Consider the following 13,902-nt stretch of genomic DNA (forward strand, 5'->3'; position numbering starts at 1 on the left):
TCGTTTGCTCAGGGACGCGGGTAAAGCGTGCGTGTCTCGTTGAGTCGTGGGCGGTTGCGGGTCGACGTGGGGGGTGCCGACTCCTCGTTGTCGTCCGATTCCTCCTGGGTGGTCGACCGTCCGCGCGAGGTGCTCGTGGGCTCCGGCGGCGGGGGCACCGACGACGGGATCTCAGGAGGCAGATCCAGATCGGTGGTCTGGGGTGGGCTGATCCGGGTGGTGGTCGTCGCCGTGGCGGCCGTCGTGGAATCCGTGGTCGCCGACGTGAACGTGGGGTCGACGAAGTTCAGCGGCGCCTGCGGGGTCTCCACGGCCGTCCTCGACACGAACATCACCCCGGTGACGACCAGCGCGAGCGCGGCGAGCGCGGCGATGCTCGCGCCGAGCACCTTGGTGGTCGAGTGGTGCCACGGCGTCGGCGCATCCGCCTCTCGGCCGGAATGCTCATCCTCGTCGTGGGCGCCCGTCACGGGCACCGATCCTAGCCGCGAGCAGGTCCTACCCGCCGGGTCAGCGCAGCGTCGCCCGCTCCGGCGGATCGGTCGGTCTGCGACACTGAGATCAGACGACCAGATGAGCAGCTGAGTGGAGACCGACATGGCGGGGCAGATGGGGCAGGTGGATCGACGGCCGCTCTACCAGCAGGTCGGAGACCGTCTCCGGGAGTTCATCGACACAAGCGGCATGCAGCCCGGCGACAAGTTGTCCAATGTGCGTGATCTGGCAGCTGAGCTGCAGGTGGGTAGATCGTCGATCCGCGAGGCCATCACCGCCCTGCGCGCCCAGGGCATCGTTGAGGTCAGGCACGGGGATGGCATCTACCTGCTGCAGCGACCCGAGGACGTCATTTCGTCGTTGGCGACTGAACTCGTGGACACTCACGTCGATCACCCGTACATCTGGGAAACGAGGCAGGCGCTGGAGGCGCAATGCGCGCGCTTGGCCGCCATGCACGCCACCGCCGAAGACCTGAGCGAGATGGATGCAGCGCTCGAGCAGATGAGTGATGAGATCGATGCCGGGCTCCCCGGCCTCGGCGGCGACCGTCGATTCCACCTCAGCGTCGCGACTGCGGCGCACAACCCGCTCCTGATCAAGCTGCTGAAAGGGCTGGGCCGGGCACTTGATCGCACCTCGGAGTCCTCACTGACACGTCCGGGTCAGCCGGCGCGTTCGCTCGCAGAACATCGCGGCATCGTCGAGGCCATTCGTTCCCGCGACCCTGCGGCGGCGGCCGACGAGATGCTGGCGCACCTGGTCAACACCACGGACGAACTCATCCGCCGGTAACCGCGGGGGGATGCGCCCGCGGCAGTGATGCGGTGATCAGATCACCTGCACAATTCAGCCGATGGCCTTAAGGTGATCGAGAGATCAGACCACCTGATCACCAAAGGAGGGCGTATGGGATCGTCATTCATCGCTGGCAACGGTTTGTGGTCGCAGCGGCAGGAGGAGGCCGGCGCCAAGCTGGTATCCCGGATCCAGGAACTGGAGCTGCGACAGGTCCGCATCAGCTGGGGAGATCAACACGGAATTCTGCGAGGCAAGACGCTGGAGATCGGCGCCTTCATGTCGGCGTTGTCGGATGGCAAGGATTTTCAGACCGCCACGCTGATCTTCGACACGACGAACAATCCGGCGGTACCGCCGTTCGAGGCCCACGGGTTCGGAGACGACCGGCTCACGGGACTCCCCGACGGCGTTCTCGTGCCCGACCCGACCACGTTCCGGGTGCTGCCATGGGCCGACAAAACGGGATGGGTCCTGGCCGAGATGTACTACCGAAATGGTGAGCGGGTGCCCTTCGACACCCGCGGGGTGCTCCAGCAGCAGTTGGCAAAGCTGGACGACGAGGGCTACACCTACACCACGGGCGCCGAACTCGAGTTCTACATCACCCGGCTCGTCGATCCCAAGCTGAGCTTCGCCGACTCGGGATGGCCACCCGCGGCACCCACAGTCACCGCCCTGTCTCACGGTTACCAATACCTCACCGAGAACCGCGGAGATGAGGCCGACGCCATCCTCAGCGTGCTACGCGACAACATCGTCGCCCTCGGACTGCCGTTGGCCACCGTGGAAGACGAGTGGGGCCCCGGGCAGGTCGAGCTGTCCTTCGACCCGCTACCCGGCATCGAGACGGCCGACAACGTTCTGCTCATCCGAAGTGCCGTCAAGCAGATCTGCCGGAGACACGGGTATCACGCCACGTTCATGTCCCGCCCGGCATTTCCGAACATCGTCTCCAGCGGATGGCACCTGCACCAGTCGCTCGGTACCGCGGACAAGGCGAACATCTTCCCCGGCGAGAACGGCAACCTGCTCTCGGACACCGCTGTGCATTTCATGGGCGGGCTGCTCGAACACGCCCGCGCGAGTTCCGTGCTGACCACTCCGACGATCAACGGATACAAGCGCTACATCGCCAATTCCTTTGCGCCCGATCGGATCGCTTGGGCCGAGGAGAACCGTGGAGCGATGATCCGCATCTCCGGCGCTCGCGGTGACGGCTCCACGCACCTGGAGAACCGGATCGGTGACCCCGCGGCCAATCCCTACCTGTATCTGGCCTCGCAGCTCATCAGCGGTCGCGACGGCATCGCCCGCCAACTGGACCCGGGACCGTCGGCCGATGAGGCGTACACGGCGGACGTACCGCTGATCCCGGCGACGCTCGAGGACGCTGTCCGCCACTTCGAAGGCAGCGACCTGATGAGGCGAGAACTCGGTGACGCCGTCGTCAACTACGTGACCACGCTGAAGAAGAAGGAGATCTCGCGCTTCAACGCGACGGTCACGGACTGGGAACAGCGCGAATATTTCGAGGTCTTCTGACGCGGACCCGTCCTCAACCGATCCCGAAAGTCGAAACCATATGTCTATGAAAGTCATTGCCGAGCACCGTGAACAACCGACCGTATCCAATCTGCTCACGGTGGCGGTCGCCCAACTCGGCGGGCGCTGGCTAAACACGCAGGCGCGGCTGGCGCAGCTCGTCGAGGCTGCCCAGCTCGCCGTTGCGTCGGGCGCCACGCTGATCGCGTTCCCGGAGACGTATCTGTCCGGATATCCGTTCTGGCCCTCACGCACCGACGGCGCGCTGTTCGACCACTCCGACCAGAAGTCCTGCTACGCCTACTATCTCGACGCCGCCATCGAGGTCGACGGACCCGAGCAACGGGAGATGGAGAGCGTCTCCGCCGACCTGAATATCACCATGATCGTCGGAGTCACCGAACGCGGGCGCGGGCTGGGGCGAGGGACGGTGTGGTGCACGCTGCTCACCATCGACCCCCAACGTGGGCTGGTGGGACATCATCGAAAACTGGTGCCCACCTACGACGAACGTCTTGTGTGGGGTCAAGGCGACGGTGCGGGTCTGGTGACCCATCACATCGGTTCTGCGACGGTTGGAAGCTTGAACTGCTGGGAAAACTGGATGCCGCAAGCGCGCACGGCGTTATATGCCCAGGGCGAGACCGTCCATATCGGTGTCTGGCCGGGATCGAGCACGTTGACCGGTGACATCACCCGCTTCGTGGCCGCAGAGGGCCGGGTGTACGGAGTCGCCGCTTCGGGGTTGATCACCGCCGATTCCATTCCCGGCGACTTTCCGCTGGCGGACCGGCTTCGTGCGGCGTCTGACGCTGTCGTCTTCGACGGTGGCAGCGCGGTTGCGGGGCCGGACGGACGCTGGCTGATCCCACCCGTCATCGGCGAGGAAGGTGTGATCGTCGCCGACCTCGATCTCGATTGCGTCTCCCGGGAGCGCCTCAACTTCGACCCGACCGGCCACTACACGCGCCCGGATGTGTTTCGAACGGTCGTCGATCGAACCCGCCACGAGGCAGTGCAATTCACCGACCAGCCGTTCGGCCAAGAGTTCCGGGTAGGCCCATGATCTGCCCCGCCGAGTCACCGTCAGCCCACCAACGAAGAGGAGCAACGACATGTCCGCACGTATCGCCAGCACGGTGAGCATCGGCCTGCTGGCCGGCCTGTCGTGCCTGCTCACCGGCTTCGCCGTTGAAGTGCCCATCTGGGCGTTGTTCATCGCGTGGGCGGCATTCTTCGCCGCAGGCGGTGGACTCGCCGGCGCAAAACGTAGCCTGCTGATGAACGTCATCGGGGTGGCGAGTGCGTCGGCGACTGTGCTGGCGATCGGCGCGCTCGGCGGCAGCACGTGGGCCGTCGCGGGATGTGTGGTCGTCGGGGCCGGCGTGCTGGTGCTCGTCACCAATGGCGGGCTGTTGAGCTTCACTCCCGCGGGCTTCTTCGGCTTCGCTTCGCTGGTCGGCACTATCGATGCCACGGGCTCGGCGATCGCCGATCCGGTCACCATGTCGCACCCCGTCGTCCTCGTTGTGGGAGCGATCCTGCTGGGCACGGCATTCGGCATCGTCTCCGAGTGGCTGGGGACCTCACTGACCAGCAAGGAGGTCGCGCCAGCCGCGTAACGCCGCACCCGCTGGGTCAGCGCAGCTGCGGCAGCACCTGTGCGGCCACCAACGCCAGATGGTCGAGGTCGGACATGTCGAGCATCTGCAGGTACACCCGTTCCACACCGGCCTCGACGAACGGTCCCAGCTTGTCGACGATCTCCGCAGGCGTCCCGACCATCGGTGAATTGCTGCGCAGTTCGTCGACCTCGCGGCCGATCGCGTTCGCGCGGCGGGCGATCTCGGCGTCGTCGGCACCGGCGCACAGCACGAATGCCGCGGAGTACACCATCGAATCCGGCTCGCGCCCGGCGTCGGTGACCGCCGCCCTGACCCGCTCGAATTGAGTGGTCAGGGTGTCCAGCGGGACGAACGGCACGTTGAACTCGCCCGCGTACTTCGCCGCCAGCGCCGGGGTGCGCTTGGCGCCCTGCCCGCCGATGATGATCGGCGGCACGGCCTGCACGGGTTTGGGCAGACCGGGGGAGTCGACGACGGTGTAGTGGGAGCCGCTGTAGTCGAACGTCTCGCCGACGGGGGTGGCCCACATCCCGGTGAGGATGTCGAGTTGCTCGGTCAACCGGTCGAACCGTTCGCCCAGCGGCGGGAACGGGATCGCGTACGCCTTGTGTTCGGCTTCGAACCAGCCTGCGCCCAAACCCAATTCGACGCGTCCGCCGCTCATCTCGTCGACCTGGGCGACCGCGATCGCCAACGGGCCGGGATAGCGGAACGTGGCTGAGGTGACCATGGTGCCCAGCCGGATGACCGAGGTCTCCCGGGCGATGCCGGCGAGCGTCACCCACGAATCGGTCGGCCCCGGCAGCCCGTCTCCGCTCATCGCCAGGTAGTGGTCGGAGCGGAAGAACGCGGAGTAGCCCAATTGTTCGGCGGCGCGGGCCACGGCGAGCTGATCGGCGTAGCTGGCACCCTGCTGCGGTTCGACGAAGACACGGAAATCCACGGCGGCCAACCTACAGGCCCTTGGGTGCGTCGCGCAGCGCCTGGACGGCGGCGGGATCACCCTCGAAGTCGACGCGTGCCTCGCGGCCGACCGCGAACAGCAGCAGTTCCTCCGGTCGTCCGGTGACGGTGACCGGGTCACCCTTGCCCGCGGTCACCAGGGTCTTGCCCTCCGGCGTGCGCAACGCCGTCCGCGCCGGAGCCTTGGCCAGCGTGAGCCGCGACATCAGCGACAGCGTCCGGGTCAGACCCTTGACCGTCGCGTCGTCGAGGGTGCGGGGCTCCCAGCCCGGCTGCGCCCGGCGCACGTCTTCGCAGTGGATGAACATCTCGGCGAGGTTGGCCACCGGGTCGAGGAGTTTGAACGGTGAAAACCGTGGTGGACCGGAGGCGATCTTGTCGAGCATCGCGTTCCAGTCGGTCGCCTCGGCCGCCCGGTCCTGCACCTTGGCGGTGTACTTGGCGAGCGCGGGAACCATGATGCCCGCCGTCGCGTCCGGTCGGTACTCACGGATGTAGAGGTGGGCGGCGAGATCTCGCGTCTTCCACCCTTCGCACAGGGTGGGCGCGTCGGGTCCTTGGGCCCGCATGGCGTCGACGACTGCGGCGCGTTCCCGCTGAGCGGCGGTCATGGTGTTCCTCCGTCTGTTCCGGCCAGAGCACGGTCGAGGTTTGTCGCGGCGCTGATCAGCGCCAGGTGGGTGAAGGCCTGCGGGAAATTGCCGACCTGTTCACCTGTCGCGCTGACCTGTTCGGCGTAGAGACCGACGTGGTTGGCGTAGGTGAACATCTTCTCCAGCGCCAACCGGGCGTCTTCGAGGCGGCCGGCGCGGGTGAGCGCCTCGACGTACCAGAACGAGCAGATCGAGAAGGTGCCCTCGTCGCCGTCGAGATTATCGGTGCCCGGTTCGTACCGGAACACCAGACTGTCGGTCACCAGATGCCGCTCGACGGCGTCCAGGGTGGACAGGAACCGCGGGTCGGCCGGTGACAGGAATTTCAGCATCGGCATCAGCAGTACCCCGGCGTCGAGATCGCTACCCCCTTCGACGCGGGTGAACGCGTTGATGTCGGCGTTCCAGGACTTCGTCATGATGCGGTCGTAGATGTCGTCGCGCGCCTTGGACCACGAAACGATGTCGCCGGGCAGGCCGCGCGCCCGTGCGATGCGGATGGTGCGTTCGATCGCCACCCAGCACATCAGCCGGGACGTGGTGTACGGGCGATCGTCGTCGCGCACCTCCCACATGCCGGCGTCGGGGCTGTCCCAGTTCTCGGCGACCCAGTTCACCACGGCGGTGATGTCCTGCCACGCATCGTGGCTGATGCCGGGACCGTGCTTATTGAACAGGTAGACCGAATCGATGATCTCGCCGTAGATGTCGAGTTGCAGTTGGCCGGCGGCCGCGTTGCCGACCCGCACGGGTGCGGAGTCGCGGTAGCCACGCAGATGCGGCAGCTCGACCTCGTCGGGCAGGTTGCCGTCGATGTCGTAGAGCACGCGCAGCGGCCCGAGCCGCCCGTCGCTCGCGCAGTCCCGCTGCCCCAGCCGCTCCGAGAGCCAACGGATGAACTCCCTTGCCTCCGAGATGAATCCGAGCCGTAGCAGGGCGTAGGTGCTGAAGCCGGCGTCGCGGATCCACACGTAGCGGTAATCCCAGTTGCGGCTGCCGCCGATCGGGGCGGGCAGGCTGGTGGTCGGCGCGGCGACGATCGCGCCGCTGGGCTCGTGGGTGAGCAGTTTGAGGGTGATCGCCGAACGGTGCACCGCCTCCCGCCAGCGTCCGGCGTAGGTGGACTGCGCCAGCCAGCGGCGCCAGAACGCCGTGGTCGCCTTCAGGAGATCGTCGGTCGTGCCGACGGCGGCGGAGGTGACGTCGTCGTCGGGTCCGAGCATCTCGAGGATGAACACCGCAGTGTCCCCCGTGCTCAATTCGACGTCGGCGCCGACGGTTCCGTCGGTGACGTCGAGGTCGGCCGATGCGGCCAGACCCATTCGCGCGCCGTCGCCGGTGAGGAGGACGCCTTCTGAGCGCCGTTCAGCGCGGCAGGTCTGGCGCGCGTAGTCCGGGCGGGCGTCGAGACGCATGCGCATCCGCACGGTGCCGCGCACGCCGCGGACCTGGCGCACCAACCGCTGCCGGTGGCCGGTGTCGGCGGCGTCGGGCACCGGCATGAAGTCGTGCACCTCGGCGACCCCGTCGGCGGTCAGGAAGCGGGTGATCAGCACGGCGGTGTCAGGGTAGTAGAACTGGTGGGTGCGGGTGACGCCGCCGGCCGGCGCGAGTTTCCAACTGCCGCCGCGTTCTTCGTCGAGGATGGCGCCGAACACGCTGGGCGCGTCGAACCGCGACGGGCAGAACCAGTCGATGGTGCCGTCGACGCCGACCAGCGCGCAGGTCCGAAGATCCCCGATCAGTCCGTGGTCGGCGATTTCGAGCGGCTCACTCATCCGGGAGCCGCCAGCCGGGCGCAGCCGGGAGCGCCAGCGCTTCGTCCGGACCCCACGAGCCGCGGGCGTACGGGCGCGCCAGCGGCGGCGAGTCGAGCACCGGTTGGCACACCTGCCAGAGCCGGTCCACCTCGTCGGCCCGGGTGAACAGCGTCTGGTCGCCGCGCATCACGTCGAGCAGCAGCCGCTCATAGGCCTCCAACGGCGTGTCGTCGGAGTCCTCGTCCGCCAGACTCAGATACAGATCGAGCGGCATCAGCGAGATATCGGGTCCGGGCCGTTTGACCAGCATCTTGACCTGGAACTCGGGGGAGTCGGTGAGTTCCAGGACGAGCTGGTTGGGGCCGAAGTCCTCGGCGCCGAACCGCGCCATCGGCGGGCTGCGGAACGTCAGCGTGACGGTGCGGCGGGTAGCGCCCAGTGCCTTGCCGGTGCGCAGGTAGAACGGCACACCCTGCCACCGCTCGGTGTCGACGAACGCCTCAAGCGCGACGTAGGTCTCGACGGCCGAATCGTCGTCGACCCCGTCCTCGTCGCGGTAGCCGTCGTACTGACCGAACACCACCCGGTCGGGGTCCAGCGGACGCATCGCCTCGAAGACCTTGGCCTTCTCGTTGCGCAGGGATACCGCGTCGAGGTGGACGGGCGGTTCCATCGCGACGAAACCCAGCACCTGGCACAGATGGGTCGAGATCATGTCGCGGAAACAGCCCGTCGACTCATAGAAGCCGCCGCGGCCTTCGATCGTGAGTTCCTCCGGCACGTCGATCTGCACCGACTCCACGTGGTCGCGGTGCCACGCCGGTTCGATCAGGCCGTTGGCGAAGCGCAGGGCCAGGATGTTCTGCACCGCTTCCTTCCCGATGAAGTGGTCGATGCGATACACCTGGTCTTCGCTGACGACGTCCTTGAGCGCCGCGTCCAGTTCGCGCGCCGAGTCCAGGTCGGTGCCGAACGGCTTCTCCACCACCAGACGGGCGCCCTCGGTGAGCCGCTCACGGCCGAGCATCGAGATCATCGGCTGCATCGCCTTCGGCGGGACAGACAGGTAGATCAGGGTCTGGGCGTCGTCGCCGAGTTGTTTCTGCGCGGCGCGGACGGCCTCGGCGAGCTCACTGCCGTCGTCACCGTCGGAGACGTGGAAGGACAAGCGGCCCAACAGGTCTGATAGCACATCGTCGTCGATGTCGTCCACCGAGTCGCGCAGGTCGGCGCCGACGGAGTCGCGGAATTCGTCCTCGCTTCCCGGTGAATGCCGCCCCGACCCGATGATCGCGTAATCGGTGGGCAGACGGTCCGCGGCGGCCAGTCGGTAGAGCCCGGGGAAGAGCTTGCGCTTCGCCAGATCGCCGGTCGCGCCGAAGAGCACGAAAATGTGTGGCGCAGGGCGCTGTTCGCTCATGGGGCCAACATTCCCAGGGAGCGCCGGGGTTGAAACCCGGTATGACGCAGAAGTCAGAAAGTCTGTACCCGCTCGACGGCGACGAACATCCCCCGGTGGGTGCGGTCGTTGCTGAACCGGGTGCCGTCGCTGCTGGCGTCGATGGTCCAGCCCACCGCCGAATAGCGGCGGTAGTCCAGGGTGACGGCCGGGATGTCGCCGAGGTTGCCGAGCACCCACTCGACCTGCCCGTCCGCGGACAGGCGCACACCGCTGGCGGGTAGGCCGTCGACCTCGGGGGCGTCGGTGAACTGCGATTCGCAGCCGACCTCCTCGGCTGAGACCTGGCAGCGCGTCTTGCCCGACTTGGTCTGGATGAACACGTAACCGTTCTGCGGCGCGAGGACCTCCGCGGCCTGTGGGGGCGCACTGGGCGGGGCCGGGGTGAGGGTGCGTGGCGGCGGTGTGGCGGTCGGCGTGCGGGACGGCCGAGCAGTCGGCACGGAGGGTTCGGTCGGCGAGTCGGGGCTCCGCACGGCGGTCCCTGAGGTGTCGTCCTGGCACCCGGCCAGCAGTGCGGCCACGGCAAGCGCACATCCCCCGGCCAGGCGCAGCGTCACACGTCAACCCTACGACGGGTGTGGCGGAAGTGGCCGCTGTGACGCGCGCCAAGTAATGGCGCTGCGGCCGGTTGCAATCGGGGCAACGGGCTACCCCGATGTGGCAGGGCGGGACAGATCAGTCGGGAACAAAGTCGGGGGGCGACCCGTTGAGCCTTTCGGAGAAGTTGAGTGGAGAGCACTCAAGTCTGAGTTGACAGCCGGGCGTCCGGCAGAGCAGTCTTGAGTCAGGTCCGCTCAGACCCCAAGAACGTAGTAGTGGCAACAAGGAGGACATGAACATGGCTCGTGCGGTCGGAATCGACCTCGGGACCACCAACTCGGTCGTCGCGGTGCTGGAGGGTGGCGACCCCGTAGTCGTCGCCAACTCCGAGGGCTCGCGCACCACGCCGTCAGTCGTCGCATTCGCGCGCAACGGCGAAGTGTTGGTCGGACAACCCGCCAAGAACCAGGCAGTGACCAACGTCGACCGGACGATCCGGTCGGTCAAGCGGCACATGGGCACCGACTGGTCCGTGGAGATCGACGGGAAGAAATACACCGCGCAGGAGATCAGCGCGCGGACATTGATGAAGCTGAAGCGCGACGCGGAGAGCTACCTCGGTGAAGACATCACCGACGCGGTCATCACCGTCCCCGCGTACTTCAACGACGCCCAGCGGCAGGCGACCAAGGAAGCCGGCCAGATCGCCGGCCTCAACGTGCTGCGCATCGTCAACGAACCGACCGCTGCGGCGCTGGCCTACGGCCTCGACAAGGGCGAGAAGGAACAGACCATCCTGGTCTTCGACCTCGGTGGCGGCACCTTCGACGTCTCGCTGCTCGAGATCGGCGAAGGGGTGGTCGAGGTGCGTGCCACCTCCGGTGACAACCACCTCGGTGGCGACGACTGGGACGAGCGCGTCGTGACGTGGCTCGTCGACAAGTTCAAGGCCACCAGCGGCATCGACCTGACCAAGGACAAGATGGCCATGCAGCGGCTTCGTGAGGCCGCCGAGAAGGCCAAGATCGAGCTCTCGAGCTCGCAGAGCACCTCGATCAACCTGCCCTACATCACCGTCGACGCCGACAAGAACCCGCTGTTCCTCGACGAGCAGCTCACCCGTGCCGAGTTCCAGCGCATCACCCAGGATCTGCTGGACCGCACCCGCAAGCCGTTCCAGTCGGTGATCAAGGACGCAGGCATCTCGGTCGGCGACATCGACCACGTCGTGCTGGTCGGCGGTTCCACCCGTATGCCCGCGGTCTCCGACCTGGTCAAGGAGATGACCGGCGGCCAGGAGCCCAACAAGGGCGTCAACCCGGACGAGGTCGTCGCCGTCGGCGCCGCCCTGCAGGCCGGTGTGCTCAAGGGTGAGGTGAAAGACGTTCTGCTGCTTGACGTCACCCCGCTGTCGCTCGGTATCGAGACCAAGGGCGGCGTGATGACCAAGCTGATCGAACGCAACACCACGATCCCGACCAAGCGGTCGGAGACCTTCACCACCGCCGACGACAACCAGCCGTCGGTGCAGATCCAGGTCTTCCAGGGCGAGCGGGAGATCGCCGCGCACAACAAGCTGCTCGGCAGCTTCGAGCTGACGGGTATCCCGCCGGCCCCGCGCGGTGTGCCCCAGATCGAGGTGACCTTCGACATCGACGCCAACGGCATCGTGCACGTCACCGCGAAGGACAAGGGCACCGGCAAGGAGAACACGATCCGCATCCAGGAGGGCTCCGGCCTGTCCAAGGAAGAGATCGACCGGATGGTCAAGGACGCCGAGGCGCACGCCGAGGAGGACCGCAAGCGGCGCGAAGAAGCCGACGTCCGCAACCAGGCCGAGACGCTGGTCTACCAGACGGAGAAGTTCGTCAAGGAGCAGCGCGAAGCCGAGGGTGGTTCGAAGGTCCCCGAGGACACCCTCAACAAGGTGGACGGCGCGATCTCCGAGGCGAAGACGGCACTGGCCGGCACCGACATCGGCGCGATCAAGGCGGCGATGGAGAAGCTGGGCACCGAGAGCCAGGCCCTGGGCCAGGCCATTTACGAGGCCACCCAGGCCGAGCAGGCCTCCGGTGGTGCGGCTCAAGGATCGTCGACCAGCAGCGATGACGACGTCGTGGATGCCGAGGTCGTCGACGATGACCGGGAGAACAAGTGACCGGACCCTTCAACGGCGACAATGAGCCGCAAGAGCCGGTGACCGTCACCGACAAACGGCGCATCGACCCGGTGACCGGCGAGGTACGTGACCCGGGTACGGCGTCGGCCCCTGGAGCCGCTCAGGCGGGGACATCCAGCCCCAGCGGGCCGGCGCCGGACCCGGCGCCGGCCGAGCCTGAGCCGGCGGCCGACACCGACGAGGTCGCCGAGCTCAAGGGCACCCTGCAGCGGGTGAAGGCGGAGTACGACAACTACCGCAAGCGCACGCTGCGCGACCAGCAGATGATCGCCGACCGCGCCAAGGTGGCGGTGGTGAGCCAGTTGCTGGGAGTGCTCGACGATCTCGACCGCGCCCGCAGCCACGGTGACCTGGAGTCCGGGCCGCTGAGGTCGGTGGCCGACAAGTTGGCCGGGTCGCTCGAGCAACTCGGGTTGACGGCTTTCGGCGCGGAGGGTGACCCCTTCGATCCCGCCCTGCACGAGGCTGTCCAGCACGAGGGCGACGGCAGCAATCCCGTCGTCGGCACCGTGATGCGACGCGGCTACCGCGTCGGCGAGCAGGTGGTACGCCATGCACTCGTCGGCGTCGTCGACGCCGTTCCTTCCGGAGCGGGTGAGGACGACACGGCCGAGAACGGCAGCGCGGAGCAGCAACAGGCCGCAGAATCAGATAGCTGACAACAACTACAACGAAGGTGAGGAGGTGACGCGACATGGCCCAACGCGAGTGGGTCGAGAAGGACTTCTACTCCGAACTCGGCGTCTCCTCTGACGCCAGCGCGGACGAGATCAAGAAGGCCTACCGGAAATTGGCCCGAGATCTCCACCCCGACACCAACTCGGATCCCACGGCCGCCGAGCGGTTCAAGGCCGTATCCGAGGCGCACAGCGTGCTCTCGGACCCGGCCAAGCGCAAGGAGTACGACGAGACCCGCCGGCTGTTCGCCGGCGGGGGCTTCGGGCGCGGCCGCTTCAACGGCGGCAGTGGAGGATTCGGCGGTGGCGGCGGATTCGGTGCCGGCGGTGATGGCGTCGAGTTCAACCTCAACGATCTGTTCGACGCCGCGGGGCAGACCGGAGGCGCCAACATCGGCGACCTCTTCGGTGGCCTGTTCGGGCGGGGTGCCGCACCGCGGCCCAGCCGGCCGCGGCGCGGCAACGACCTCGAGACCGAAACAGAGCTGTCGTTCCTGGAGGCCACCAAGGGTGTGGCGATGCCGTTGCGGCTGACCAGCCCGGCCCCGTGTACGAACTGCCACGGCAGCGGCGCGCGTCCGGGCACCAGCCCGAAGGTGTGCCCGAACTGCAACGGCGCCGGCGTCGTCAACCGCAACCAGGGGGCATTCGGATTCTCCGAACCCTGCACCGAATGCAAGGGCAGCGGCTCGATCATCGAGCACCCCTGCGGTGAGTGCAGAGGCACCGGCGTCACCACCAGGACCCGCACCATCAACGTGCGGATCCCCCCTGGTGTGGAGGACGGTCAGCGAATCCGGCTGGCAGGCCAGGGTGAGGCGGGTCTGCGCGGCGCGCCGTCGGGCGACCTGTATGTCACCGTGCATGTCCGCCCCGACAGGGTGTTCGGCCGCGACGGTGACGACCTCACCGTCTCGGTGCCGGTCAGCTTCCACGAACTGGCGCTCGGCACAACGCTTTCCGTCCCGACCCTGGAAGGCAAGGTCGGTGTGCGGGTGCCGAAGGGCACCTCGGACGGTCGCATCCTGAGGGTGCGTGGCCGCGGCGTGCCCAAGCGCGGTGGCGGACACGGCGACCTGCTGGTGACCGTCAAGGTCGCGGTTCCGCCGAACCTCGAGGGCGAGGCCGCCGAAGCGCTGGAGGCCTACGCGAAGGCCGAGCGGGCCAGCGGATTCGATCCGCGGGCCGGATGGGCGGGCGCGTGA

13 protein-coding genes are annotated in these 13,902 nt (G+C 67.4%); 7 read left to right on the top strand and 6 right to left on the bottom strand.

Annotated elements, in window-relative coordinates:
* Positions 1-8: 8 nt before the first annotated feature.
* Positions 9-470, bottom strand: a complete 462-nt coding sequence (locus I7X18_RS02815) for a hypothetical protein (RefSeq protein WP_193044655.1) — start codon at positions 468-470, stop codon at positions 9-11.
* Between the two features lie 115 nt (positions 471-585).
* Between I7X18_RS02815 and I7X18_RS02820 the strand changes: the two genes are divergently transcribed.
* The 4 genes from I7X18_RS02820 (at position 586) to I7X18_RS02835 (ending at position 4,460) form a co-directional block, all read left to right on the top strand.
* A complete protein-coding gene (locus I7X18_RS02820; protein ID WP_232375397.1) occupies positions 586-1,290 on the top strand; it encodes a FadR/GntR family transcriptional regulator in 705 nt (234 codons plus the stop codon).
* Between the two features lie 114 nt (positions 1,291-1,404).
* Positions 1,405-2,838, top strand: coding sequence for a glutamine synthetase family protein (locus I7X18_RS02825; protein ID WP_193044654.1), 1,434 nt, complete (start codon positions 1,405-1,407; stop codon positions 2,836-2,838).
* A 46-nt stretch (positions 2,839-2,884) separates the two neighbouring features.
* The gene (locus tag I7X18_RS02830; RefSeq protein ID WP_226862953.1) at positions 2,885-3,904 is read left to right on the top strand and encodes a carbon-nitrogen hydrolase family protein; all 1,020 of its coding nucleotides are present in this window, start codon (positions 2,885-2,887) and stop codon (positions 3,902-3,904) included.
* A gap of 49 nt (positions 3,905-3,953) precedes the next feature.
* Positions 3,954-4,460: a DUF1097 domain-containing protein gene (locus tag I7X18_RS02835; RefSeq protein ID WP_193044652.1), complete on the top strand. Its 507-nt coding sequence runs from the start codon at positions 3,954-3,956 to the stop codon at positions 4,458-4,460.
* 16 nt (positions 4,461-4,476) lie between these two features.
* Here the strand turns inward: I7X18_RS02835 and I7X18_RS02840 are convergent, their stop codons facing one another.
* Genes I7X18_RS02840 through I7X18_RS02860 form a run of 5 tightly spaced genes read right to left on the bottom strand, consistent with a single transcriptional unit; the run spans position 4,477 to position 9,858 of the window.
* Positions 4,477-5,406, bottom strand: coding sequence for an LLM class F420-dependent oxidoreductase (locus tag I7X18_RS02840; RefSeq protein WP_193044651.1), 930 nt, complete (start codon positions 5,404-5,406; stop codon positions 4,477-4,479).
* Positions 5,407-5,416: 10 nt separating this feature from the next.
* Positions 5,417-6,037, bottom strand: a complete 621-nt coding sequence (locus I7X18_RS02845) for a TIGR03085 family metal-binding protein (protein ID WP_193044650.1) — start codon at positions 6,035-6,037, stop codon at positions 5,417-5,419.
* Positions 6,034-7,857 (bottom strand): glycoside hydrolase family 15 protein, encoded by a 1,824-nt coding sequence (locus tag I7X18_RS02850; RefSeq protein WP_193044649.1) that lies wholly within the window; start codon positions 7,855-7,857, stop codon positions 6,034-6,036. The genes I7X18_RS02845 and I7X18_RS02850 overlap by 4 nt, the downstream gene beginning before the upstream one ends.
* Positions 7,850-9,259 (bottom strand): glucose-6-phosphate dehydrogenase, encoded by a 1,410-nt coding sequence (gene zwf / locus I7X18_RS02855; protein ID WP_193044648.1) that lies wholly within the window; start codon positions 9,257-9,259, stop codon positions 7,850-7,852. Before zwf ends, I7X18_RS02850 begins: the two co-directional genes overlap by 8 nt.
* A gap of 53 nt (positions 9,260-9,312) precedes the next feature.
* A complete protein-coding gene (locus tag I7X18_RS02860; protein WP_193044647.1) occupies positions 9,313-9,858 on the bottom strand; it encodes a hypothetical protein in 546 nt (181 codons plus the stop codon).
* A gap of 281 nt (positions 9,859-10,139) precedes the next feature.
* On the opposite strand from I7X18_RS02860, the gene dnaK reads away from it, so the two are divergent.
* The 3 genes from dnaK to dnaJ are packed head-to-tail and all read left to right on the top strand — an operon-like array spanning position 10,140 to position 13,902.
* A complete protein-coding gene (dnaK, locus tag I7X18_RS02865; RefSeq protein ID WP_193044646.1) occupies positions 10,140-11,999 on the top strand; it encodes a molecular chaperone DnaK in 1,860 nt (619 codons plus the stop codon).
* Positions 11,996-12,679, top strand: coding sequence for a nucleotide exchange factor GrpE (gene grpE, locus I7X18_RS02870; RefSeq protein WP_193044645.1), 684 nt, complete (start codon positions 11,996-11,998; stop codon positions 12,677-12,679). The genes dnaK and grpE overlap by 4 nt, the downstream gene beginning before the upstream one ends.
* Before the next feature lie 35 nt (positions 12,680-12,714).
* Entirely contained in the window at positions 12,715-13,902 is a 1,188-nt protein-coding gene (gene dnaJ / locus I7X18_RS02875) for a molecular chaperone DnaJ (RefSeq protein ID WP_193044644.1), read from the top strand.

It is taken from the genome of Mycolicibacterium baixiangningiae, from assembly GCF_016313185.1.
Lineage (GTDB): Bacteria > Actinomycetota > Actinomycetes > Mycobacteriales > Mycobacteriaceae > Mycobacterium > Mycobacterium baixiangningiae.

Excerpts from the sequence above, each read along its gene's own strand:
- I7X18_RS02825 (WP_193044654.1), top strand. The coding sequence starts at position 1,405 with ATGGGATCGTCATTCATCGCTGGCAACGGTTTGTGGTCGCAGCGGCAG.
- I7X18_RS02830 (WP_226862953.1), top strand. The coding sequence starts at position 2,885 with ATGAAAGTCATTGCCGAGCACCGTGAACAACCGACCGTATCCAATCTG.
- I7X18_RS02835 (WP_193044652.1), top strand. The coding sequence starts at position 3,954 with ATGTCCGCACGTATCGCCAGCACGGTGAGCATCGGCCTGCTGGCCGGC.
- I7X18_RS02845 (WP_193044650.1), bottom strand. The coding sequence starts at position 6,037 with ATGACCGCCGCTCAGCGGGAACGCGCCGCAGTCGTCGACGCCATGCGG.
- I7X18_RS02850 (WP_193044649.1), bottom strand. The coding sequence starts at position 7,857 with ATGAGTGAGCCGCTCGAAATCGCCGACCACGGACTGATCGGGGATCTT.
- zwf (WP_193044648.1), bottom strand. The coding sequence starts at position 9,259 with ATGAGCGAACAGCGCCCTGCGCCACACATTTTCGTGCTCTTCGGCGCG.
- dnaK (WP_193044646.1), top strand. The coding sequence starts at position 10,140 with ATGGCTCGTGCGGTCGGAATCGACCTCGGGACCACCAACTCGGTCGTC.
- dnaJ (WP_193044644.1), top strand. The coding sequence starts at position 12,715 with ATGGCCCAACGCGAGTGGGTCGAGAAGGACTTCTACTCCGAACTCGGC.